Origin of the sequence: Vibrio sp. ArtGut-C1 (assembly GCF_002105475.1) — a bacterium.
In the GTDB taxonomy this organism is placed as follows: Bacteria; Pseudomonadota; Gammaproteobacteria; order Enterobacterales; family Vibrionaceae; genus Vibrio; species Vibrio diabolicus.
The window spans coordinates 49,582-71,327 of record NZ_NCTH01000019.1; the positions used below are offsets into that span (position 1 = coordinate 49,582).

Consider the following 21,746-nt stretch of genomic DNA (forward strand, 5'->3'; position numbering starts at 1 on the left):
ATTTCTATTAACAATGAAAAAGGGTTAGAGAATGGCTGGGCAGTTTAAGATGGATTCCATCCCGGGATCGCTTGTGGTAGTTGGCGGTACTTATGAGCCTTGGTTATCAGTACTTGAGCAAGTGGGCTGGAAGTGTCACCAAGTGGGTGACTTACGCAAAGCTAATACGTTGTTAGAGGATATTGGTCCATGTATAGGTATTGTCGATCTCAGCCATGACGAATTCAGCTTGAACGGTTTGGCGAACTTAGTCAGTTCTCACAAACACGTGCGTTGGTTAGCGTTTATTCGTGAATCTCAGCTTGGCACTGACACCATATGCCAGTTCATTGTTAACTTTTGTATCGACTTTTTCACTGCGCCAATCCCGGATGCCCAGCTTTTAAGCACGATTGGTCACCAGCTTGGTATGCTCAAGTTGGAGAAAAAAGTTTGGCCTAGTTTTGGTAGCAGCTTAGACATGGGGCTGATCGGTGAATCTATCCCGATGAAGCGTTTACGCGATCAAGTAAAGCGAATCGGTCCGACGGACGTCAGTATTCTGATTTCAGGGGAAAGTGGTACAGGTAAAGAAGCAGTTGCTCGCGCTATCCACAAAGTCTCTTCACGTTCTCATAAACCGTTTATGGCAATTAACTGTCGCGCGCTCAATGAGCAACGTTTCCAGGCGGAAGTATTTGGTATTAACGCTGATGAAGATATGGAAGCATGCATGCTCGAACAAGCGGATGGCGGTACGGTGTTGTTTAATGACATTCTTACTATCTCAAAAGAGCAGCAAATGAATCTGCTGAGATTCTTGCAAGAAGGCACCATTGATACCAAAGATGGTGTAAAAGCGGTCAATGTGCGCATCCTTGCTGCTAACTCGTCAGATGTAGAAAAAGCCTTGATTGACGGAGATTTTAATGAAGAGCTTTATCACTACATTAACGTATTACGCATTAATGTCCCGAGCTTAAAAGAGCGCGCGAGTGATATTTCTTTGTTAGCGCGCTACTACTTACAAGAGTTTTCTAAAGAGTATAACTCGCAAGCAAAAAGCTTTTCTGAGGATGCACTCAAGGCTCTGACACGTTATTTCTGGCCAGGTAACGTACGTGAGTTGATGAACCAAGTGAAACGAGCGGTTCTGATGTCTGACAGCGTAATGATTGAAGAGCATCACCTAGATTTGCCTCAGCGTAATGACTCAAAGCGTAGTTTGAAATCGATTCGTGAGAAGAGTGAGCGTGACGCGTTACTGGTTGTTTTGGAATCTCATTCTGGTCAAGTTTCGAATGCGGCGAAGGAGCTTGGTGTTTCACGCGCGACGATGTATCGACTACTGAACAAACATAATTTGATTTCTGATCAAGCCATGTAATTTGTTCTTTCTGAAGTTAAATTGGTGAATGAATATCAGTGAAGGAGCGGCCACAAAGCCGCTCTTTTTGTTTTTGTATTCTGTTTGATTTATAAAATCCGTAATTTCATATATTCCCTAGGTGAATATGTTATATAGAAAAGTATATGAAACTGAATTGCGGTGTATTGATTTGTTTTTAATCAAAAAGACAAAAAATGTTTGATATATATTCATCAAAGCTTACAATTTAACCGTAACTCAATGAGTTATACTTTTCATAAACGGATTAATTTTTAGCTAGGAGGCGCAAGATGAAACATTACGTTGTTAACACCACTGCTTGCGCTGATCGTATGCCTATCGCTCCGATGACTCTTAAGTCGGATGATACCAATACCACTGGCTCACAAGATAAAAATTAATCCGTAATCTATTTTATTTATTACTAGGCTGCGGAAAAGTAGCGGCTTAGTATCAACAGAACACCTCTGTTCATTTTACGCACTATTTTTCCCAGTCGAATACATCGATAATCGGAGAAAATATTATGCGTCACTCTATTTACCTACAACTGGCAACTTTGCTATTGAAAGCAGACCTTAAACGCGAAGAAAAGGAATGGCAGCGAACCATACGCCGCACTGCTCATGATGTTCCATGGACGAATGTTCATTTATTGAGAGATATTGGTTTAGATAGCGATGGTCGTTCCACACGCGCCAATGTTCCGGATGCAGTAAAAGTTGAACGTCGAGTTCGTCACCTTCGTCGAGTTTTAACATCGCGAATAATGACGTAATCGTTAGCGTGTTGGACTGACTGAGTTGCTATCGAGTCATTCAACACGCTTAACGTGCGATATGAAGTCATACTTCATTTGATAAACAGCTGATCTTGAAGGTCAGCTGTTTTCGTTTGAGGGGAGTTTTACTGTTAAGGGCAAGGATTCGAGTAGGTTGTACCAATTGCTTGAATCTCAGTAAGGAGCTCATCGCTTAGTTTTAGATCGATACTGTCGATGTTGGCTTTTAATTGGTCGAGGTTGGTCGCGCCGATAATATTAGATGCTACAAATGGGCGCTGATTGACAAATGCGAGTGCCATTTGTGCAGGATCCAAACCATGCTCTTGGGCTAAATTGACGTAAGCTTCGGTCGCTTTTATCCCCTGAGGAGTAAAGTAGCGCGCAAAACGCTCCCACTTCGTGCATCGAGCACCCTCTGGTCTCTCACCATTCAAGTATTTACCGCTTAGGCAGCCAAATGCCAGTGGAGAGTAGGCCAGTAACTGGACACCTTCATAGTGGCTGATTTCAGACAAGCCCACTTCGAAGCTGCGGTTCAATAAGTTATATGGGTTTTGAATCGAGACAATGCGTGGCAAATCATGCTTTTCGGCTAAACGCAGTAATGACATCACACCCCATGGCGTTTCGTTTGATACACCGATATAGCGTACTTTGCCTGCATTCACTAGCTCAGTCAGCGCTTCCAAGGTTTCAATTAATGTGACTTCTTCTTGCTTGTCTGGGTAAGGGTAGTTGAGTTGACCAAAGCAGTTAGTTTGACGTTGAGGCCAATGTAATTGGTATAAATCGACATAATCCGTTTGCAGGCGGTTAAGGCTGTCATCAATTGCTGTATGGATGTGGCGACGATTAAGGCTCATGTTGTCTCGGATGTGAGGGACACCGCGAGGGCCAGCCACTTTTGTTGCCAGCACAACTTTTTCACGTTTGCCGCTCTTTGCTAACCAATTCCCGATGTATTGCTCGGTGAGTCCTTGCGTTTCCGCTTTGGGAGGTACAGGGTACATCTCTGCGGTATCAATGAAATTCACCCCATGATCAAGGGCAAAGTCGAGCTGTTCAAAGGCGTCCTTTTCTGTATTTTGCTCGCCAAACGTCATGGTTCCGAGGCAGATTTTACTGATCTCAAGTGATGAGTGCGGTAGTTTTGTGTATTGCATATCACGTCCTTGAAGAGTTACCGACTAAATAAGTGATTCCAATATAGGGGATTTTTAACCGCTATCGCAAATGATTTACGTATAAAGGAAGACCAAACTCGAAAGCTATACATTGCCTAACTACACTTAAATGATCGTGTGAAGGAGGTACGTTATGCAGAAGTATCAATTGGACATGTGGTTACATGGTCCCCATAAAGATACTTATAAAACTCCCAAAGTATTTGTGATTGGGTGTTCTGATGTCTCTGACTATTTGCTAGCAGTGGAGTACAAGCATCAACTTGAGCCGATTAAAGACGGTGAAGATCCGATACATTTCGGTTCGCTAGATTTGGTGAAAGAAGAGCTGCTGAGGTTAGGGGTAGATAAAGCGTACTTAAGGCTGCACAATGCGTATGACGAATGTGGCACTGAAGAGGCAGCCTCGTACTGTGATATCGAGTTATCGCTCGTGACGCACTAAATGGTGGAAACAACATTACTCAGATGGCGTGCTGATGTAGTGCTTGAGTAAGATCTGTTCAGTAAACTGTGTTCTGAGGTAAAAACCTCGGGGCAGAGTTTTTATCGGCTTGCCATTTGAGCTGTATGCTTCGGTGAGTGCTTTTGCATTCGCGGCTTTAGGGCGAAGATGCAGCGCTTCTCCGTGTCTGGCGGAAATTTGATCAAATTTCCCCAAGACGATCATCTCCATTAGCTCTTCCCAGTCGTTTCGTAAAATACGCTCTTCTTCGTCGTCTGGTGACCAAATCAGTGGGCTACCAACACGTCTTTCTGCAAGTGGAATTTCTCGTTCCCCTTCCACTGGTACCCAAAGCACACGAGATAGCTTGTTTCGAACATGACTTGTTTCCCATGTAAGACCATGAACACCAGTGAGGGGAGCCACAGAAACAAAGGTTGTTTCTAAAGGTTTGCCAGAGTAACTGATCGGAATACTTTTCAGCTCGATCCCTAGCTTAGCGAAATCTTGTTGAGGTTTACTGCCAGCCGGAGCGCCCAAATGCCATTCGAGTAATTGACCCACCCAACCTTTATCACGTTTTAAGTTTTCAGGAACAATCATATTCGCCTCGGCGGCCAACTCAGCAAAACTGAGTCCTGCCATATCATGCGCTCGTTCCAATAGCTCTGCTTCTGTTTGTGGTTCTGGTTTCATAGTCACAAGGTGGTATTACAAAAAATATAGTTTATCAAACTCCGGCCAAATCTACTGTTTAAGATTTCACCGAGGCGGTGTAAGAACGATCAATTCATAACTTATCCACAGATGGAGGAGGTATTGATAAGATCCTGACGGGGTCTGTATGAATAAACAGGGGTTAAAATGCATTTTTGGGGTTGATTTTGTTGTAATCATCTAAACGAATAGCAGGTGAGTGTGGATAAATAGCCTATTGGTGGATCTTTGACCGATCTGAGTTTGGTGAAAAGATCATCAAGAAACTGAAGATCGATTTATCGTTATTTTTAAAAATAAATACTTTTTTATCAATGTTTTATGTTTATTTTCTTGTTTCTTTATTTGTTTTGCTTTTGATGGGATTGAACTGAATTACTCATTTGAATTGAATTCTTCACAAAGTTATTCACAGAAAAGGTGAATAAATGTGGGCAATGTCTCACTCTTGTGTTGATAAGGTATGATGTGATTAAAAGATATCCAAATATGGTGAAAAGGTAATAAATCTTGCTCATATCACATCAGTAAGTTTGCTAGTAATGGGGATATGTGGAAAAATCACGGTAATAAAAAATTTATTCATAGAGGTTAGCCAGTGATAGATGGCGATGGTTACCGACTTAATGTTGGTATTGTGATATGTAATAACCATGGTCAGGTCTTCTGGGCTAAACGATACGGGCAACACTCATGGCAATTCCCACAAGGTGGAATTGACGAAGGTGAAACTCCTGAACAAGCCATGTTCAGGGAGTTATATGAAGAAGTCGGTTTAACGAAAAAAGACGTTAAGATCATTGCAACAAGTCGTCATTGGTTAAGATATAAGCTACCAAAACGATTGGTGCGTTGGGACTCCAAGCCTGTTTGTATCGGCCAAAAACAGAAATGGTTTCTGCTGAGATTAGAATGCGATGAATCTCGTATTAATATGCAACGCGGAAAATCCCCTGAATTTGATGGTTGGCGCTGGGTGAGTTACTGGTATCCAGTTAGGCAAGTTGTTTCTTTCAAGCGAGATGTTTATCGACGAGCGATGAAAGAGTTTGCATCCTTAGCCATGCCTTTTCGAGAGAGAAAAGCGAAAGGGAAAAGAAAAAAGCAACGTAGAGGATAATCATGCTCAGTCAGCTAAGGGAAATAGTTGAGAAAGTCTCCAGGGTCGATGATGTGCATCTGGCACTCGATATATTGGTGAAAGAGACTTGTGCTGCCCTTCGCACTGAGTGCTGTACTATCTATCTTGCTAATGAAGAAATGCAGCGCCTTGAGTTAATGGCAACTCAAGGCCTTATTTTTGAAGGTGATAGTATTCATATCAACTTCAATGAAGGCTTGGTTGGGTTGGTTAAACGAAGCGCAGAGCCACTCAACCTTGCCGAAGCCTCAAAACATCTCGAGTTTAAATTCTTCCCTCAACTCGGCGAACAGATTTACCACTCCTTTTTAGCCACTCCAATCATTCATCGAAAACAAGTTTTAGGTGTGTTGGTGATCCAGCAAAAAACACCGCGCTTGTTCAGTGAAATGGAAGAGTCGTTTCTTGTCACGTTGTCCGCTCAGCTAGCAGTGCTTATTGCGCATGCGCAGAATCTTGGGCATTGGCAGTTGGCATCTAAACCCACGGTATTAAAAGGTTTGCCTGCATCTACTGGTGTCGCGATTGGAGAGTTTTGGTTCGACAATACCCAACCGAGTTTATCGGATGTTTTCCCATCGTCCACGTTAGATAAGGAACGTGAGCACGAGACATTGCTGGTGGCCATAGAGCGAGCGTTAAATGACTTTCGCCGTATGCGGAAAAAACTGGACAGTGAAATCAACAAAGATGCGCTGGCGATCTTCGATCTGTTTACTCACTTACTGAATGATCCGATGCTTCGCGGTGATTTGAAGAAGCAGATTGAAAAAGGAGATAGGGCAGACTGGGCGTTACGCCAAGTTGTAGAATCATACTCGAATCGATTTGCCAGAATGTCGGATGTATACATGCGTGAAAGAGCGCAAGATATCCGAGAGTTAGGGCAAAGGCTGCTCTATTTTCTGCACAACAGTGAGCAAGAAAATTCTGCAATTGATCGTCCCATTATTTTGGTGGCGAACGAACTCACTGCCACCTTGCTCGCTTCTGTACCTAAAGAGTTTTTGTTAGCCGTCGTATCATTAGAGGGAGGCGCAAACTCTCACGCTGCCATTTTATCTCGAGCTCTTGGGGTCCCTGCAGTCATGGGCGCCAACATTAATCCGGATGTGGTGAATGGCAAACTCGGGATAGTCGACGGCTATACGGGTGAGATCTTCTTAGAGCCAAACCGCCAGTTGTTGCGAGAGTATCGCAGTTTAGTAAGTGAAGAGTCTGAATTGTTTGCCATGGTAAACAAGGACCTCGCACTCCCTGCGGTTACGCAAGATAATCACCATATCGAAATTATGCTGAATGCAGGACTCAGTGCAGACAGTAATATTGCCATCAATACAGGTGTTGATGGTGTTGGGTTGTACCGAACTGAGATTGCATTTTTACTTCAGCATCACTTTCCGTCGGAAGATGAGCAGTATCATCAATACCAAGCGATACTCAACAGTTATCCGAATCAACGAGTGGTGATGCGCACTTTGGATATTGGTGGTGACAAACCTTTGCCATATTTGCCCATCGAAGAAGATAATCCGTTTTTAGGCTGGCGTGGCATTCGTTTTACATTGGATCACCCAGATATTTTCTTGATCCAGCTGCGTGCAATGTTAAGGGCGAGTGCAGAAAGCGGAAACTTAAGTATCTTATTGCCAATGGTGTCAGGGGTAAAAGAGCTAGACGATGCCATTAGCTTGATTAATCAAGCTCACAGCGAAGCCGTGTTGCTTGATGATAGAATTCAGTTCCCACAAGTTGGGGTCATGATCGAAGTGCCATCAATGGTGTATTTATTGCCAACGATTGCTCACCGTGTTGATTTTGTTTCTGTCGGGACAAACGATTTAACTCAGTATTTATTAGCGGTAGATAGGAACAATTCGCGCGTAGCGGATGTCTATGAATCTATGCATCCTGCGGTACTGTTAGCGCTTAAGCAAATCCATGAGGTGTGTGATAAATATCAGGTGCCCGTGTGTATTTGTGGTGAGCTAGCGGGTGATCCATTTGGCGCTCTTCTCTTACTTGGGTTAGGGTATACCAGTTTGAGTATGAACACCTCCAACGTGGCTAAGGTGAAATATTTGATTCGTCATAGTCAACAAGAAGAATTAGAAAAATTAGCGGAGCAAGCAATGACAAAATCCTACGGGGAGGACATCCATCAAATGATGCATGACTTCTTCATTCAACAGGGCTTTGCGGGCTTTATCCGTGCAGGTAAAAAGTAGGAAATCGTGACCGTCTCTTTATTTTTGTTATTGTTGGCGCTAGGCGCTTTTGTGGGTGTGATGGCGGGGTTACTCGGTATCGGTGGTGGTTTGATTGTTGTTCCTGCCTTGTTGTATTTGCTTCCTCTTGCTGGAATCTCTCCAGAAATGAGTATGCACATGGCCCTAGCCACTTCGTTAGCGAGTATTATTGTCACGTCTGGCTCATCGGCGATGAATCACCTTAAGCTCGGCAATGTCGATATGTTCGTCGTAAAATGGTTGATGCCAGGTGTGGTTATAGGTGGTTTTGTCGGTGCCAATATTGCTGAGTGGATCCCTACGCACTACTTGCCGAAAGTATTTGGTGTCATTGTTCTTTGCCTGTCAGTACAAATGTTCCGTTCCATTAAAGTTACGAGCAGTAAACCTATGCCGAGCAGCCCGGTGACCGTTGCGTATGGCACGGGGATTGGCGTTGTATCAAGCCTTGCAGGTATTGGTGGTGGTTCACTATCGGTCCCATTTTTAAATAAACACGGGATAGAAATGCGTAAAGCGGTAGGTTCATCTTCCGTTTGTGGTTGCGTGATTGCTATTTCTGGTATGATCGGTTTCATCTTACATGGCTATAAAGTGGAAGGCTTACCTTCATACAGTATTGGCTATGTTTATCTTCCCGCATTATTAGCTATTGCCATGGCCTCGATGCTCACAACAAAAGTGGGTGCGAAGCTGGCAACTAACCTTCCAACTGCGGTATTAAAAAAGATATTCGCGGTGTTCTTAATGTTTGTAGCAGCGACCATGCTGCTCTAAGTTTGTACCCAAGTCATTCTCGCTGAACCAAGCATCTAGAGGTTACTTGGGTATATTTATTTTGTTGTGATAAGAAGAGAATGATTTATGTCTCAGGGATATATTGAATTTCCCAATATTGATCCGGTTTTAATCTCTATTGGTCCTGTTTCGGTTCGTTGGTACGGTTTGATGTACCTTGTGGGCTTTATGTTCGCCCTATGGTTGGCGAACCGACGTGCGGATAAGCCGGGAAGTGGTTGGACACGAGAACAGGTTTCTGATTTGTTGTTCGCAGGCTTCCTTGGCGTGGTGATTGGTGGCCGTGTTGGCTACGTGCTTTTCTACAATTTTGAGCTTTTCCTGGCTGACCCTTTGTATCTGTTTAAAGTGTGGACCGGTGGTATGTCTTTCCACGGTGGCTTACTGGGTGTGATTACCGCGATGTTCTGGTATGCACACAAAAACGGGCGAACGTTCTTCGGTGTTGCCGACTTTATCGCGCCGCTTGTGCCATTTGGTTTGGGTATGGGGCGTTTAGGTAACTTCATGAACAGCGAATTGTGGGGCCGAGTAACAGATGTACCTTGGGCGATCGTTTTCCCAAATGGCGGTCCACTGCCACGTCATCCATCGCAGCTTTATGAAATGGCGCTTGAAGGTATCGTACTTTTCTTCATCTTGAATTGGTTCATCAAGAAACCTCGTCCTCTAGGTTCTGTTTCAGGGCTATTTTTAGCTGGATATGGTACATTCCGCTTCCTAGTTGAGTACGTGCGCGAACCAGACGCTCATTTGGGTTTATTCGGTGGCTTTATTTCCATGGGACAGATTCTATCCCTGCCAATGGTGGTTATCGGTGTCCTAATGATGGTTTGGGCATACAAACGTGGTCATTACAAAGACGAGTTACCACAAAAGACGAAGTAAGGTATTGGTGTGAAACAGTATTTAGATTTGTGTCAACGCATCGTTGACCAAGGTGTTTGGGTTGAAAATGAGCGTACAGGCAAGCGCTGCCTGACCGTAATCAACGCGGATTTAACCTACGATGTTGCGAACAATCAATTTCCGTTGGTCACCACACGTAAAAGTTTTTGGAAAGCAGCCGTTGCAGAGCTACTAGGGTACATTCGTGGTTACGATAATGCGGAAGATTTTCGTAAGCTGGGCACGAAAACCTGGGATGCCAATGCCAACCTAAATGATGCCTGGTTGAATAACCCATACCGTAAAGGCGAAGACGACATGGGCCGTGTCTATGGGGTTCAAGGGCGCGCCTGGGCGAAACCTGATGGTGGTCATGTTGACCAGCTACGTAAGATAGTGGATGACTTAACGCGTGGTGTTGATGACCGCGGTGAAATCTTGAACTTCTACAACCCGGGTGAGTTCCACATGGGGTGCTTGCGTCCTTGTATGTACAGTCACCATTTTTCATTGCTGGATGATACGCTTTACCTGAATAGTACTCAGCGTTCGTGTGATGTACCGCTTGGCTTAAACTTCAATATGGTTCAAGTTTACGTGTTCTTGGCGATCATGGCGCAAATCACGGGCAAGAAACCTGGTCAGGCATTTCATAAGATTGTGAATGCGCACATTTATGAAGATCAGCTTGAACTGATGCGTGATGTTCAGTTGAAACGTGAACCATTAAAAGCGCCGACGTTCCACATCAATCCAGAGATTAAATCTCTAGAAGATCTGGAAACATGGGTCACACTGGATGACTTTTGGGTTGAAGGATACGAGCATCACGACCCTATTCGTTACCCATTCTCAGTGTAACCAGTGTTGTTCTTCAAGATATGAAAAAAGCTCCGAATGGAGCTTTTTTGCTTTTTCGTACTTTGAAGGTATTACTTGAGTGCACTGACAATATAGCGGTGAATAGGGTTGGTCTGCTTCGGTGCAGACAGCGCCGGGCTAATAAACTTGGGTTGGGTGAATATTTGCTTGCTCACTAATGAGCGGATAAGCTCAAAATACTTCAGTTCTGTTTTTCCACATAGCAACAATGAAAAGTCATCGCCCAGTTTATCGTAGGCATTGAGCACCTCTCGGAACCCCCTGAGGTACAAGTAATCCTTCGTCAAACCGCCTCCTCGATACACACGAGCAGTCGTTGTAAATGCTTGAAGGTCAGACGTTTTATACTGTTCTTTTAATAGCATGAACGTATGGCGGAAATCGCGATCCTTGATCATCGACTCTACCGCCAGGACTCGTAAGGCTAATGTTCTTAGGCGTTTGATACTGAAATGTCCTGACAGATATTCACACAATATAGCCAGCCCTTCTTGGGTGTTGGTATTGGCTGGGCACCCTAAGCTCAGGACCTTTAGCGGTTGTTGACGACCATTAAGCGTAGTAAGAAGGTGTACACCCATTTCATGATGTGCGAGAGCCTCTAACTCATCGGTCGTGATGTATGCTGCGTGGTTAATTTTGACTCGAGACCCCGAAACGAGTGCGTTTGCTAACATCCCATCCAACACCTGTATTTCACACTCGTATCCATTACGTTGAGCAAAGTTTTGCATGAAGTGTGCTATCGCACGGCTATCATGCTGCGGTTTGCTCTCTTCTTCCGTGGGAAGGTGTAAAATGAAATGGGCGTTGGCAATATCTTTGGCGCTCGGCTCTCCGTAATAGCGCAAGGAGTTATAAAGAAACTCTTTTGTACCGATAGTATTCACTTGATCCAATTTATCTGCGTAAGACTGAATCACATCCGCGTACAGCTTTTGTAATTGGGTGTCTTGAATATTTTCTAAAGGCAGTTCATACAGACGTCGCTTTGCGCTGTGAGTATCTAGATTGGTAGTTGAGTATTGGAAGTTAGGCTCTTGAGAGTATTTGTTCTTAATAAAGCGCTCTCTTTCCTGAGCATAATTGAGAGGATTCACGCTACTGAGGATATCAATATCAGCAACCAGTTGAGTTAGGTTTTCGTCTATTGCGAGTAGCTGATCAGAAATAGTGCCATTAAGCTGCGTCATGTTGTCGACTCCAAATGAGGTAGCCCAGCATAAGTATGCTGGTATGGCTCAAATTATCACCAGACAACGAATTTGAACAGCGTCATTAACGCAAAAAAGGCCCCACAATGTGGAGCCTAAACAATAAGCGATGGTATGTAAGTTATTGTTATGTCGTTAGGGCTAAGATCGCGCCTGGTAAAATAACGAATACAGACATTAGGTAGCCACCGACAACAGCTTTGTTCTTGATAGCCATTTCAGAAATCATCTCAGCGCCTTTCACTGGAATTTCACGTAGGAACGGAATACCAAAGATAAACAGCGTTGCCATGATATTAAATACTAGGTGTACCAGAGCGATTTGAAGCGCGAATACCGCAAACTCACCCGATACGGCTGTTGCTGCTAGTAGCGCCGTAATACAAGTACCAATGTTTGCACCTAGCGTGAATGGGTAAATATCACGAACTTTAAGAACGCCTGTACCCACAAGTGGAACCATCAAGCTAGTTGTTGTTGATGAAGATTGTACCAACACAGTCACGATTGAACCCGATACAATACCGTGAATAGGACCACGACCAATCGCGTTTTTCAAAATTTCACGTGCGCGGCCAACCATTAGGCTCTTCATTAGCTTACCCATTACCGTAATTGCAACGAAGATTGTCGCAATACCCAAAACGATAAGCATGATGCCACCAACAGTATCACCGAATGTTGAAAGTGGCTCTTTGATTGCACCCACAACTGGTTTTGTTATTGGCTTAATGAAGTTGAAGCCTTTAATGCTCATATCGCCAGTAGCAAGTAGTGGAGAAACAAGCCAATGAGAAACTTTCTCTAAAATGCCGAACATCATTTCCAACGGAAGGAAAATAGCAACAGCAAGTAAGTTGAAGAAGTCGTGAATAGTTGCGCTTGCAAATGCACGTTTGAACTCTTCTTTACAACGTACGTGACCAAGAGAAACAAGCGTATTGGTCACTGTGGTACCAATATTGGCACCCATCACCATTGGAATCGCGGTTTCTACTGGTAAGCCACCTGCAACCAAACCTACAATAATAGACGTTACAGTACTTGAGGACTGAATTAAGGCTGTTGCCACCAAGCCGATCATTAGACCTGCAACAGGGTGAGCGGCAAACTCAAATAGCACCTTAGCTTGATCGCCAGTTGCCCATTTGAAGCCACTACCAACCATAGATACTGCTAGAAGAAGCAGATACAACATGAATGCCAAGTTAGCCCAGCGTAACCAACGAGCAGTGCTCGAAATTGGCGCCACTGTTGAAGTAGCTTGGTTCATCATAATTTTCTCCGTTGACCTTTCAGTTCATTTTTCGGTCTGTAGTTGAAACTGCGGGCGATGTTAGAGAACAAATATTTCAGTAATATTACAGATTTCTTGCTGTGAGTAATTTTTATTGTTCTTTTTGATAGTGGTGTGATTAGGGAAAAGTGAAGGTTTTTAACTGTTTGAATTTAATGAATAAATTTGGCTTTCGTTTTGTGTGGTTATTGCGTTTTCTTTAGAAAGAAAATGCGCCTCAGTTCAAATTTTATGACAGTGTTAATTTTATATATTCGGTAAAACTTATGTTTTTGTAATGTATTGTATGGTTTTGTCGAGTTTATTGTTTGTCTCTGTCACATTTGGTATAAAAAGCATCACTTTCTTTTCGGGACTTGATCATGTCACATCTAAACTACAACCATCTATATTATTTCTGGATGGTGTGCAAACAGGGCTCTGTAACTAAAGCGGCCGATGCGCTTTTCCTGACACCGCAAACCGTGACAGGGCAGATTAAAGCGCTTGAAGAACGCATGAAAGGAAAGTTAACCAAACGAAATGGTCGTACAGTTGAGCCAACTGAGTTAGGGCAACTTGTTTTTAAGTACGCCGACCGAATGTTTGGTTTGAGTTATGAGATGTTAGATATCGTCAATTACAGCCAGCACTCGAACATTCTGTTTGAAGTTGGCGTAGCCGATGCGTTATCTAAACGCTTGGTCAGTAAAGTACTAATGACGACTGTCCCGGAAGATAACAGTATTCATTTACGCTGTTATGAGTCAACCCACGAATTGCTACTTGAACGACTGTCTCAGCACAAGCTGGATATGATCCTCTCGGATTGTCCCGTTGACTCAACTCAAAGCCCTGGCCTTTATAGCAAAAAGCTAGGTGAGAGCAGTATGAGCTTTTTCGCCTCTTCTGAAATTGAAAATGTGCGTTTCCCTGAGATTCTGGAACAGAAAAAGCTTTTGATTCCTGCAAGCCGAACAGCAATGGGGCGTAAGGTTATTCAGTGGTTTGATCGTCAAGGTCTTCAGCCTAATGTGTTGGGAGAATTTGATGATGTTGCGTTGATGAAGGCTTTCGCACGGTATCACGATGATGTGATTTTCTTAGCGCCGACCGTATACATGTCGGAGATTGAGGACGACCGAAATCTACAGCTAATTGGTCATGTCGATGGGTTAAAAGAAGAGTACTACGTGATTTTTGCGGAACGAATGATCCAACACCCAGCGGTAAAAAATGTTTGTGATGCTGATTTCAGTCAAATGTTTGAGTAAACCCGTATCGTTGCGCAAATAAATAGATTACTATCAATAAAAATATAATTCTAAATAATACCTAAGTAACTCAAGATACTTGTTTTAGTGAGCAAAACTATTAATTATTGATGGCGCATCAATTCTTCACTTTGGTGGATAATATTGGTGTATCACTAACAACTAAATTAGAGGTTCTAATAATGAAGACTCTGGAAGTGTATCTTGATTTTCTTAGATATATAAATCAGTGCAACACAACAAGCTGGCCAGGGTTGGAATAAGTAAGTTGTAGCTAGAGGTCCAACACATGAATCTACAAGAAATGGAGCAGAACTCCGCAAAAGCCGTCGTGTTGCTCAAAGCGATGGCAAACGAGAGACGCCTACAAATCCTTTGTATGCTGCATAACCAAGAGCTGTCCGTGGGAGAGCTGTGTGCAAAGTTAGAGCTAAGCCAGTCGGCATTATCTCAGCATCTTGCTTGGCTTCGCCGTGATGAGCTAGTCACGACAAGGAAAGAAGCACAAACCGTGTACTACACATTGAAGAGTGATGAAGTGAAAGCGTTAATAAAAACACTGCATAGTCTTTATTGCGCTGAAAGCGCTTAGCGTTAATTACATATACCTAATATATCGTTCATTTTAGGCTGTGAATCTAACTCGTTGGAATATTTGAGAGTGGCGTTAAACTTTTGATGGTAGAGTTGTTGCGCATCGACCAATTTGCTTTGTTCTCAAGTGTTTTATTGGTGCTTTCCAGTTTGAGCTTTATAAGGTAAATAAGCTGATGCCTTTGAATAGGCGTGCAGAAAAAAGAAAAGCTGGCATTGCCAGCTTTTTTATTAAGAAAATTTTGTAGATATAAAAAAACCGACACAAGGTCGGTTTTTTCTTCACTGTAAAATCAGGACTCTATTAAAGAGCTTTGATTTGTGCAGCGAAACGAGACTTATGGCGAGCTGCTTTATTCTTGTGAATAAGGCCTTTAGTTGCCATGCGGTCTAGGATAGGTGTAACTACAGCGAATGCAGCAGTTGCAGCTTCTTTGTCGCCTGCTTCGATAGCAGCAACAGTTTTCTTCATGTAAGTACGCATCATTGAGCGACGGCTAGCATTGTGCTGACGACGTTTCTCAGCTTGGATAGCGCGCTTCTTAGCAGATTTACTATTTGCCAAGGGTCTAACTCCCAAAAACTTAGTTCTGTGACAATTTAAGGGCGAGGAATATCCCTCATTTGCGCTTAAATGTCAAATGATTTGTGCAAAAACCGATCTAAGCCAAAACAAATTTTGGTAAGAGAGGTTATCGCGGTTAAGATGGCGGGGATTCTAACAGCATTTTTATACCAATGCTAATAATTATCCGCGAAAGGCACACTTATTCCTTACAACCCGCGGATAGATTTTTGACGTCTATTTACAGCACCTGTCAGAGAAACAGTATAGGGTTAGCTGTCTTATGGTGATATTCCGAGGTTACAGTGAGTAAACGACTACTCAAGTCTGGCATGATCGTCAGTGCTATGACATTTATTTCCCGCGTTCTTGGCCTAGTTCGTGATGTTGTAGTGGCAAATTTAATGGGGGCAGGAGCAAGCGCAGACGTCTTTTTCTTCGCCAATAAAATCCCTAACTTTTTACGACGTTTGTTTGCTGAAGGAGCTTTTTCCCAAGCGTTTGTACCTGTTTTAACGGAAAGTCATGCTCAAGGTGACATGGACAAAACTCGGGAACTGATTGCTAGAGCGGCGGGTACGTTAGGGGTGATAGTCTCGATTGTTACCATTTTAGGTGTCCTAGGCTCCGGCGTGGTCACTGCAGTGTTTGGTTTTGGTTGGTTCCTTGACTGGATGCATGGTGGCCCGGCTGCAGCAAAGTTTGAGCTTGCTAGCGTGATGCTCAAAATCACCTTTCCCTATTTATGGTTCATTACCTTTGTCGCTCTATCGGGCGCTATCCTCAATACATTAGGTAAATTTGCGGTCTCCTCCTTTACCCCTGTTTTCCTCAATGTGATGATTATTTTGGCGGCGTGGTTTATCTCGCCGCAAATGGAAATGCCAGAAATAGGGCTTTCTATTGGTGTTTTCTTAGGTGGTTTGGTCCAGTTCTTATTCCAAATTCCCTTCCTTATTAAAGCAGGCGTCATGGTTAAGCCAAAATGGGGCTGGCGCGATCCGGGTGTAGTGAAAATCCGTACTTTGATGATCCCCGCTTTATTTGGCGTATCGGTCAGTCAGATTAACCTGTTGTTTGATACGTTCATCGCCAGTTTTTTGCAAACCGGTTCGATCAGCTGGCTGTATTACTCAGACCGTTTATTGGAATTTCCTTTAGGCTTGTTTGGTATTGCGATTGCGACTGTGATTTTACCCGCGCTTTCACGTAAGCACGTTGACGCACAAAGTGAAGGCTTCGCGCAAACCATGGATTGGGGGGTGCGCATGGTGATCTTGCTTGGCCTTCCTGCAATGCTTGGTCTGATGGTACTGGCAAAACCTATGCTGATGGTTCTGTTTATGCGAGGTGAATTTTCTCCTCAAGACGTACATCAAGCATCATTGTCGCTTTTTGCCTACGCTTCAGGTTTGTTGAACTTCATGCTGATTAAGGTGCTCGCGCCAGGTTATTACTCGCGTCAAGATACTAAAACGCCAGTAAAGTACGGCATCATTGCGATGGTGACCAACATGGTATTTAACGCAATTTTTGCGTACTTTTATGGTTACGTTGGTTTGGCTATCGCGACGGCACTTTCGGCGTTTGTGAATATGGCATTGCTGTATCGTGGTCTACATATCGCAGGGGTATACCAAATCACCAAACGAACCGTCTTCTTTATTATACGTTTGGTTATTGCAGGTGCGGCGATGGTGGCTGCGATCTTATGGCAATTGGAAGACATGTCAGTGTGGCTCGATTGGAGCTTTGCTCACCGCAGCGGTGTACTAGGAATGTTGATCGCTCTAGGAGCCGTGGTTTACCTAGTGGTTCTATTTTTAACTGGTGCACGCTTAAAAGACCTAAAAGCTGGGACAGACTAAGGGTGATTAGTATATAATCCGTCAGTTTCACACAGTGTAAAGTAAAAACAGAGGCAGAAAGCAGTATCCAATGGAACTGATTAGAGGCATTCACAATATCACCCCGCGACATCATGGTTGCGTGCTGACTATTGGCAATTTCGATGGTGTCCATAAAGGCCATCAACAAGTATTGCAGCAAGTGTCTGAGCAAGCGGACAGGCTATCATTGCCTTCTGTTGTGATGACCTTTGAACCTCAGCCGATGGAGCTGTTTGCCAAAGATAAGGCACCTGCACGGTTGACGCGATTACGCGATAAGTTCGTGCAATTGAGTAAGCTCGATATTGATCGCTTGCTCTGCGTCAATTTCAATCGTCATTTTGCAAGTTTAACCGCGGAAGAATTTATCCGTGACTTGTTGGTCGAGCGTTTGGGTGTTAAGTTTCTTGTCGTTGGTGATGATTTCTGCTTTGGCAAAGGCCGTACAGGTAACTTTGCAATGCTGCAGGAAGCGGGGGAAAAGTACGGTTTTGATGTCGTGAGTACCCAGAGCTTTTGTTTACAACAATTACGTGTCAGCAGTACGGCTATCCGTCAAGCACTGGCGCGTGACGATTTGCATTCCGCGCAACAGATGCTGGGAAGAAACTACAGCATCAGCGGTCGTGTTTCTCACGGAAGAAAGCTGGGAAGAACGATAGGTTTTCCTACTGCGAATATTCCTTTGAAACGCTGTGTTTCTCCGGTCTCCGGAGTCTATGTTGTTCAAGCGCTTGGCTTAGGAAATAAGCCAATTGGTGGTGTCGCTAATATTGGTCAAAGACCGACTGTCAATGGCGTTCGCCAGCAGTTAGAAGTACACTTATTCGACTTTCATGCCAATTTATATGGCAAGCAACTAGAAGTGGAACTTTTGCATAAACTTCGAGATGAGCAAAAGTTTGAGTCGTTTGAAGCACTTAAACAACAAATCGAATTGGATGCTGAAGCAGCAAGGGTGTGGCTGCGTCGGCTTAAGCGTTGAGCGGTTTATTCCACCGTTCAACATAATGTCTAATTTTCGCCCAATATAACGGAATTAAGAATCGATGAGTGAGTATAAAGATACCCTGAACTTACCTGAAACAGGGTTTCCAATGCGCGGCAATCTGGCCAATCGTGAGCCAGAAATGCTTAAGCGTTGGTACAAAGAAGATCTTTACGGTGAAATCCGTAAAGCTAAGAAAGGCAAAAAGTCATTCGTATTGCACGATGGCCCTCCTTACGCAAATGGTGACATTCATATTGGTCACGCACTAAACAAGATTCTTAAAGACATTATTATTAAATCCAAAACACTTTCAGGTTTTGACGCACCTTACATTCCTGGCTGGGATTGCCACGGTCTACCTATTGAATTAATGGTAGAGAAAAAAGTAGGCAAGCCAGGCCAAAAAGTGACGGCAGCAGAATTCCGCGAGAAATGTCGTGAATACGCAGCAGGTCAGGTTGAAGGTCAGAAAGAGAGCTTCAAACGCCTTGGTATCATGGGTGAGTGGGACAAGCCATACCGCACTATGGATTTCGCAACTGAAGCGAACATTATTCGTGCTCTTGGTAAGATCGCAAGCAATGGTCACCTGCTAAAAGGTTTCAAACCTGTTCACTGGTGTACAGACTGTGGTTCTGCTCTTGCTGAAGCGGAAGTAGAATACAAAGATAAAGTATCGCCATCTATCGACGTTCGTTTTAAAGCGGCTGACGAAGCGGCACTGTTGTCTAAGTTTGAGCTGACTGAAGGTCATGAAGGCCACGGTGACGTGTCTATCGTTATCTGGACAACAACACCTTGGACACTGCCAGCAAACCGCGCAGTATGTCTACGTGATGATCTAGAGTACGTGCTTATCCAAACAGAAGGCGACAACGCTGAGCGTATCATCGTTGCTGCTGAGCTAGCGAAAGACGTAATGGACCGTGCGGGTATCGAGCACTTCCACAACCTTGGCTTTGCTAAAGGTGCGGACCTAGAGCTTTCTCAATTCCAACACCCATTCTACGATTTCACTGTACCGGCGATCCTTGGTGATCACGTTACGACTGATTCAGGTACTGGTGTTGTTCACACTGCTCCTGGTCACGGTCAAGAAGACTTCGCGGTTGGTAACAAGTACAACCTAGAAGTAGCAAACCCAGTTGGCTCAAACGGTGTTTACCTACCAGATACAGAGCTATTTGCTGGTCAGCACGTATTTAAAGCGAACGATGCAGTAGTAGAAGTACTAAAAGAAAAAGGTGCACTACTACACCACCACGCTTACGAGCACAGCTACCCACACTGTTGGCGTCATAAGACTCCAATCATCTTCCGTGCTACACCTCAATGGTTCGTTTCTATGGACCAAGCTGGCCTACGTGCTAAAGCATTAGAGTCAATCAAGAATGTAGAGTGGATGCCTGAGTGGGGTCAAAGCCGCATCGAAGGTATGATCGAAGGTCGCCCTGAGTGGTGTATCTCTCGTCAACGTACTTGGGGTGTGCCAATTGCTCTGTTTGTTCATAAAGAAACAGCAGAACTTCATCCAAACACGCTAGAGCTGATCGAGAAAGTCGCTAAGCTGGTTGAAGAGAAAGGCATCCAAGCATGGTGGGATGTAGATGCCGCTGAACTACTCGGTGCTGACGCTGACCAATACGAAAAAGTACTCGATACGCTAGACGTATGGTTCGATTCAGGTGTCACTCACTTCTCCGTTGTTGATGCTCGTGAAGAGTACAACGGCAACAGTGCAGACCTATACCTAGAAGGTTCTGACCAACACCGTGGTTGGTTCCAGTCTTCTCTAATTTCATCTATCGCGATGAAAGACGAAGCGCCTTACAAACAAGTACTGACACACGGTTTCGTGGTTGATGGTCAGGGTCGTAAGATGTCTAAATCTATCGGTAACGTGGTTGCGCCAAAAGACGTAACTAACAAGCTAGGTGCTGACATTCTTCGTCTATGGGTTGCTTCAACAGACTACACTGGTGAAGTTGCGGTTTCGGATGAAATCCTAAAACGTAGCGCAGATGCTTACCGTCGTATCCGTAACACAGCGCGTTTCTTCCTTGCTAACCTAAGCGGCTTCAACCCTGAAACAGACATCGTTCCTGTTGAAGAGATGGTTGCGCTAGATCGCTGGGCAGTTGGTCGTGCGCTAGCAGCACAAGAAGAGATTGTTAAAGCATACGAAGAGTACAACACACACGGTGTGACTCAGCGTCTAATGCAATTCTGTTCGATCGAAATGGGCTCTTTCTACCTAGACGTAATTAAAGACCGTCAGTACACAGCAAAACGTGGCGGCAACGCTCAACGTAGCTGTCAGACTGCACTTTACTACATCGTAGAAGCGCTAGTTCGTTGGATGGCGCCAATCATGTCGTTCACTGCAGATGAAATCTGGAACGAAATGCCAGGCGAGCGCGACAAGTTCGTATTCACTGGTGAGTGGTTCGACGGTCTATTCGGCCTTGCTGAAGGTGAAGAGCTGAACAATGAATTCTGGGCTGAGATCCAAGCGGTTCGTGGTGCAGTAAACAAACTTCTAGAAGATGCGCGTAAAGAGAAAACCATCGGTGGTGCACTACAAGCTGAAGTGACTCTATTTGCTGATGACGCTTTAGCGGCGAAGATCAACAAACTTGAAGATGAACTGCGCTTTGTTCTACTAACCTCTGCGGCGAAAGTTAAGCCTCTAGGTGAGAAGACTGATGCAGCACAAGCCACGGATATCGAAGGCTTGTTTGTTGAAGTAGCAGCAGCTGAAGGCGAGAAGTGTGATCGTTGTTGGCACCACACGCCAGACGTAGGCACAATTGAAGGTCACGAGAAAATCTGTGGTCGTTGTGTATCTAACGTAGAAGGCGAAGGTGAAGTACGTAAATTCGCGTAATTGCCTAGAACGACTGAACTTTTTTTAAAATTCACAGCCCCAGTATTTACTGGGGCTGTTTGTAGGTAAAGTAATGAGTGAAAAAGCACTGTCTTTAAAGCAATCTGGTATTCGCTGGTTATGGTTAGCGGTGGTTATCTTTTTAGCTGATATTGGCATTAAGTATGTTGTAATGAACAACATGGGATATGGCTGGGCAAACCGCATAGAAATTTTGCCATTCTTTAATCTTTTGTACGTGCATAACTATGGTGCTGCTTTTAGCTTTTTGAGTGATCAAGCGGGCTGGCAACGTTGGTTATTTACAGGTATTGCTTTTATCGTTACGGGTCTTTTGACTTACTGGATGAGTAAACTACCAGCGAAAGAGAAATGGAATAATATTGCTTATGCCATGATTATTGGTGGCGCAGTAGGTAACGTATTCGACCGAGTAATACATGGGTTTGTCGTGGATTATTTGGACTTTTTCTGGGGTAATTATCACTGGCCAGCGTTCAACCTTGCAGACATGGCGATCTGTATTGGTGCCGCGATGATTATTCTTGACGGTTTTCGAAAGAAAGACGAGGCGAAAGCCTAAGTAGTGGCAGTGTATA

Annotated in this window: 19 protein-coding genes; 14 read left to right on the forward strand and 5 right to left on the reverse strand. The window is 44.0% G+C overall.

Annotated features, from left to right (window positions below):
- The first annotated feature begins 31 nt into the window (after positions 1–31).
- Both vpsR and B7360_RS15990 read left to right on the forward strand, forming a co-directional pair.
- Entirely contained in the window at positions 32–1,366 is a 1,335-nt protein-coding gene (gene vpsR, locus B7360_RS15985; RefSeq protein ID WP_046873964.1) for a cyclic-di-GMP-binding transcriptional regulator VpsR, read from the forward strand.
- Positions 1,367–1,895: 529 nt separating this feature from the next.
- Positions 1,896–2,147 (forward strand): DUF1127 domain-containing protein, encoded by a 252-nt coding sequence (locus B7360_RS15990; RefSeq protein ID WP_085343981.1) that lies wholly within the window; start codon positions 1,896–1,898, stop codon positions 2,145–2,147.
- Between the two features lie 134 nt (positions 2,148–2,281).
- On the opposite strand, the gene B7360_RS15995 is transcribed toward B7360_RS15990, so the two are convergent.
- Positions 2,282–3,316, reverse strand: a complete 1,035-nt coding sequence (locus tag B7360_RS15995; RefSeq protein ID WP_047009105.1) for an NADP(H)-dependent aldo-keto reductase — start codon at positions 3,314–3,316, stop codon at positions 2,282–2,284.
- Between the two features lie 154 nt (positions 3,317–3,470).
- On the opposite strand from B7360_RS15995, the gene B7360_RS16000 reads away from it, so the two are divergent.
- A complete protein-coding gene (locus tag B7360_RS16000) occupies positions 3,471–3,782 on the forward strand; it encodes a DUF6482 family protein (protein WP_085343982.1) in 312 nt (103 codons plus the stop codon).
- Positions 3,783–3,797: 15 nt separating this feature from the next.
- Here B7360_RS16000 and mutH read toward each other — a convergent pair whose 3' ends face one another.
- The gene (gene mutH, locus B7360_RS16005; RefSeq protein WP_047009106.1) at positions 3,798–4,478 is read right to left on the reverse strand and encodes a DNA mismatch repair endonuclease MutH; all 681 of its coding nucleotides are present in this window, start codon (positions 4,476–4,478) and stop codon (positions 3,798–3,800) included.
- A 619-nt stretch (positions 4,479–5,097) separates the two neighbouring features.
- Between mutH and rppH the strand changes: the two genes are divergently transcribed.
- From rppH to B7360_RS16030, 5 genes are all read left to right on the forward strand, one after another.
- Positions 5,098–5,619 (forward strand): RNA pyrophosphohydrolase, encoded by a 522-nt coding sequence (gene rppH / locus B7360_RS16010; protein WP_005381953.1) that lies wholly within the window; start codon positions 5,098–5,100, stop codon positions 5,617–5,619.
- Between the two features lie 2 nt (positions 5,620–5,621).
- Positions 5,622–7,868: a phosphoenolpyruvate--protein phosphotransferase gene (gene ptsP / locus B7360_RS16015; protein WP_085343983.1), complete on the forward strand. Its 2,247-nt coding sequence runs from the start codon at positions 5,622–5,624 to the stop codon at positions 7,866–7,868.
- A gap of 6 nt (positions 7,869–7,874) precedes the next feature.
- Positions 7,875–8,666, forward strand: coding sequence for a sulfite exporter TauE/SafE family protein (locus tag B7360_RS16020; RefSeq protein ID WP_006743341.1), 792 nt, complete (start codon positions 7,875–7,877; stop codon positions 8,664–8,666).
- Between the two features lie 87 nt (positions 8,667–8,753).
- Complete coding sequence (lgt, locus tag B7360_RS16025) at positions 8,754–9,575, forward strand: prolipoprotein diacylglyceryl transferase (RefSeq protein WP_005381948.1); 822 nt, start codon at positions 8,754–8,756, stop codon at positions 9,573–9,575.
- Positions 9,576–9,584: 9 nt separating this feature from the next.
- On the forward strand, positions 9,585–10,436 hold the full coding sequence (locus B7360_RS16030) for a thymidylate synthase (RefSeq protein WP_005381947.1): 852 nt from the start codon (positions 9,585–9,587) through the stop codon (positions 10,434–10,436).
- Between the two features lie 71 nt (positions 10,437–10,507).
- On the opposite strand, the gene B7360_RS16035 is transcribed toward B7360_RS16030, so the two are convergent.
- Positions 10,508–11,650, reverse strand: a complete 1,143-nt coding sequence (locus B7360_RS16035; RefSeq protein WP_085343984.1) for a flavohemoglobin expression-modulating QEGLA motif protein — start codon at positions 11,648–11,650, stop codon at positions 10,508–10,510.
- Between the two features lie 148 nt (positions 11,651–11,798).
- Positions 11,799–12,944: a Na/Pi symporter gene (locus B7360_RS16040; protein WP_031780616.1), complete on the reverse strand. Its 1,146-nt coding sequence runs from the start codon at positions 12,942–12,944 to the stop codon at positions 11,799–11,801.
- A 386-nt stretch (positions 12,945–13,330) separates the two neighbouring features.
- On the opposite strand from B7360_RS16040, the gene nhaR reads away from it, so the two are divergent.
- Positions 13,331–14,221, forward strand: coding sequence for a transcriptional activator NhaR (gene nhaR / locus B7360_RS16045; RefSeq protein ID WP_005381942.1), 891 nt, complete (start codon positions 13,331–13,333; stop codon positions 14,219–14,221).
- 289 nt (positions 14,222–14,510) lie between these two features.
- Entirely contained in the window at positions 14,511–14,813 is a 303-nt protein-coding gene (locus B7360_RS16050; RefSeq protein ID WP_005397309.1) for a metalloregulator ArsR/SmtB family transcription factor, read from the forward strand.
- 306 nt (positions 14,814–15,119) lie between these two features.
- Here the strand turns inward: B7360_RS16050 and rpsT are convergent, their stop codons facing one another.
- Positions 15,120–15,380 (reverse strand): 30S ribosomal protein S20, encoded by a 261-nt coding sequence (gene rpsT / locus B7360_RS16055; RefSeq protein ID WP_005381938.1) that lies wholly within the window; start codon positions 15,378–15,380, stop codon positions 15,120–15,122.
- Positions 15,381–15,685: 305 nt separating this feature from the next.
- On the opposite strand from rpsT, the gene murJ reads away from it, so the two are divergent.
- The 4 genes from murJ to lspA all read left to right on the forward strand — a co-directional run bounded on the left by murJ (position 15,686) and on the right by lspA (position 21,730).
- Positions 15,686–17,248, forward strand: a complete 1,563-nt coding sequence (gene murJ / locus B7360_RS16060) for a murein biosynthesis integral membrane protein MurJ (RefSeq protein WP_074192056.1) — start codon at positions 15,686–15,688, stop codon at positions 17,246–17,248.
- Between the two features lie 70 nt (positions 17,249–17,318).
- On the forward strand, positions 17,319–18,254 hold the full coding sequence (ribF, locus tag B7360_RS16065) for a bifunctional riboflavin kinase/FAD synthetase (protein ID WP_085343985.1): 936 nt from the start codon (positions 17,319–17,321) through the stop codon (positions 18,252–18,254).
- Between the two features lie 64 nt (positions 18,255–18,318).
- Complete coding sequence (gene ileS, locus B7360_RS16070) at positions 18,319–21,147, forward strand: isoleucine--tRNA ligase (protein WP_085343986.1); 2,829 nt, start codon at positions 18,319–18,321, stop codon at positions 21,145–21,147.
- Between the two features lie 73 nt (positions 21,148–21,220).
- Positions 21,221–21,730, forward strand: a complete 510-nt coding sequence (lspA, locus tag B7360_RS16075) for a signal peptidase II (protein ID WP_005397302.1) — start codon at positions 21,221–21,223, stop codon at positions 21,728–21,730.
- Positions 21,731–21,746 lie beyond the last annotated feature (16 nt).